This window comes from Labrys sp. (in: a-proteobacteria), from assembly GCF_047605565.1.
Taxonomy (GTDB): domain Bacteria; phylum Pseudomonadota; class Alphaproteobacteria; order Rhizobiales; family Labraceae; genus Labrys; species Labrys neptuniae.
The window spans coordinates 1-2,888 of the sequence record NZ_JASGFM010000087.1; the positions used below are offsets into that span (position 1 = coordinate 1).

At 64.5% G+C, this 2,888-nt stretch carries 2 protein-coding genes; one reads left to right on the forward strand and one right to left on the reverse strand.

Translation table 11 applies throughout. From position 1 onward, the window contains the following. Positions 1-367: 367 nt before the first annotated feature. Positions 368-1,813 carry an amidase gene (locus QM672_RS32560; protein WP_415087382.1) on the forward strand — a complete coding sequence of 482 codons (1,446 nt, stop codon included), beginning with the start codon at positions 368-370 and terminating at the stop codon, positions 1,811-1,813. A gap of 294 nt (positions 1,814-2,107) precedes the next feature. Here the strand turns inward: QM672_RS32560 and pheS are convergent. After that, on the reverse strand, positions 2,108-2,888 hold a 781-nt coding region (gene pheS / locus QM672_RS32565; RefSeq protein WP_415087383.1), incomplete at its 5' end, for a phenylalanine--tRNA ligase subunit alpha.

Consider the following 2,888-nt stretch of genomic DNA (forward strand, 5'->3'; position numbering starts at 1 on the left):
TCATAACCCTTGCCGCTACAGTTCTATGGATCAGATAAGTGTCCACAACTCCTAGGGCCACAGGCGCTGCGCTAGCATCACGGTTGGTTTGCACGACGGGGTGCAGGATGTGCGGAGTGTCAGCCTCCGGCCGACATCTTACCGAGCCGCAAGGGCTTGGCTTTCAAGATGTCAGCCGGAGGCTGACACTCCCAATCCGGGAAATGCGACTGTAGTACCGCGGCGTTTCGCGATTTGACGCAGGCCCCGGAACCGCAAAGGCGCAGCGGACAAAGCAAGAGATCGTGGAAGGAGGGGCATCCAATTCCACTTCATTTCCTTCCAGACTGGCGGCCATCGCAGGCCGATCGAAGAAATGGGTGAGGAAATGGCTGCCGTCACGGAGGATCTCGTCAAGCTCTATGCTCAGTCCGATGCCTTGGCGCTCGGAGAGCTGGTGCGGGCCAAGCAGGTCAAGGCTTCGGAACTGGTCGAGACGGCGATCGAACTCGTCGGCCGTCTCGATCCCAAGCTGAACAGCGTTGTCATTCCGACCTTCGACGTCGCGCGGCAGGTCGCGGAGGCACCGGGCTCCGGCCCGTTCGCGGGCGTGCCGTTCCTGCTCAAGAATCTCGGCACGCAATGGCAGGGCACGCCGCTGACTTCGGGGCTCGCTTATCTCCAGAACTATGTCTGCCCTGCCGATTCCGAAATCGGCGGCCGCATGCGCGCCTCCGGCCTGGCACCGATCGGGCGCAGCAACACGCCCGAATATGGCTGGTGCATTTCGACCGAGCCGCGCCTCTACGGCCCGACCGTCAATCCCTGGAATCCGGCCGTTACCGCCGGTGGCTCGAGCGGCGGCTCGGCGGCGGCCGTCGCCGCCCGCATCGTGCCGATCGCCGATGCCTCCGATGGCGGCGGTTCGATCCGCGTACCGGCTTCCTGTTGCGGCGTGGTCGGCCTGAAGCCTTCGCGCGGCCGGGTCAGCTACGGGCCCTTCGATGCGGATCTGTGGTTCGGCTGCATCTATTTCCTGTGCAACAGCCGCAGCGTGCGCGACACCGCCGCCTTTCTCGATGTCGTCGCCGGCAACCTGCCGGGCGATCCCTATACGGCGCCGCGCCCCGAGGAGAGCTGGCTGTCGCTGCTCGCCAGCCGCCCCAAGGGGTTGAAGATCGGCTATACGCTTACCGCTCCCTTCGGCGAGCCCTATGCGCCCGAGGTGAAGGCGGCCGTCGAGGACACCGTCAGGCTGCTGGAGAGCCTCGGCCATTCGACCGAGGAATACCGCTTCGAGGTCGATCTCGAGGAGGCCTGGTGGCGTTACAACGACATCATCGCGGTGGAGACCTCGACCGAGTTCACCCAGCACGCCCAATTCGCCGGACGCCCGCCGGAAGAGGCCGATCTCCAGCCATTCAACTGGTCGATGCTGGAATATGCCAAGACCCTGTCGGCGACGCAGTATTCGGCCAGCATCGGCGCCGTGCGCAAGGCGGCCCAGCGCATCGCCACCGAACTCGCCCCCTTCGACGTCTTCATCACGCCCACTTTGACCCAGCCGCCGCGCCCCGTCGGCTACTGGTCGATGGAGGATGGCCATCGCGAGCGCTACTTGGCGCGCTGGTCGGATGCCGCCTTCATGTTCGCCTTCAACATCTCCGGCCTGCCGGCAATGTCGGTGCCGCTCGGCATGGCCGACGGCAACAAACCCGTGGGCATCCAGTTCATCGGCCGCCATGGCGACGAGGCGACGATCCTGCAGCTCGCTGCCCAGGCGGAGGAAGCCGCCCCCTGGATCGGGCGCAAGCCGCTTGTGTGCGCGATCTGACAATTGCGGTCTGACAATCGTGATCTGAAGCGTCGCGCTGCCCCTCACCCTTACCCTCTCCCCGTAAGAACGGGGCGAGGGGGCATCGGCGTGGCGCTCAAAACTGAAAACGCTTCACCTCGCGGAACGGCTAGGCGGGATGCAGGTATGTAAGAACAAAGCGCGACGACTGCGTCCCCTCGCCCCGTTCTTACGGGGAGAGGGTAAGGGTGAGGGGCAGCACAATGGCCGGCAAATAGCCCTCCCCGGCACACCGGGAGGGCTTTTCACGTCTGGTTGAGACGCCGTGCGAACTCAGGCCGTCAGGCCGCCGGCCAGGCTCGGCAGGTCGAAGGGGCGGAAGCCGAAATGGGAGAGCCAGCGCACATCGGCGTCGAAGAAGGGGCGCAGATCCGGCATGCCATATTTCAGCATGGCGATGCGGTCGATGCCCATGCCCCAGGCAAAGCCCTGATATTCGTCGGGATCGAGGCCGCAATTGCGCAGCACGTTGGGATGCACCATGCCGCAGCCCAGGATCTCCAGCCAGTCCTCGCCCTCGCCGAAGCGGATCTCGCCACCCTTGCGCGAGCACTGGATGTCGACTTCCATCGACGGCTCGGTGAAGGGAAAGAAGGAGGGGCGGAAGCGCATCTTCACCGACGGCACCTCGAAGAAGGCGCGGCAGAATTCCTCCAGCACCCACTTCATGTGGCCGACATGGCTCACCTTGTCGATCACCAGCCCCTCGACCTGATGGAACATCGGGGTGTGGGTCTGGTCGCTGTCATGGCGATAGGTGCGCCCGGGCACGACGATGCGGATCGGCGGCTTCTGGCTCAGCATGGTGCGGATCTGCACCGGGCTGGTATGGGTACGCAGCACCTTGCGCTCGCCCTTTTCGTCGGGCGCCAGGAAGAAGGTGTCGTGCATCTCGCGGGCCGGATGGCCGGGCGGGAAGTTGAGCAAAGTGAAGTTGTATTCGTCCGTTTCGATATCCGGACCTTCGGCGATGGCGAAGCCCATATCGGCGAAGATGGCGGTGATCTCGTCGATCACCTGGCTGATCGGATGGATGCGGCCGAGTTCGGTGCCG

Excerpts from the sequence above, each read along its gene's own strand:
- QM672_RS32560 (WP_415087382.1), top strand. The coding sequence starts at position 368 with ATGGCTGCCGTCACGGAGGATCTCGTCAAGCTCTATGCTCAGTCCGAT.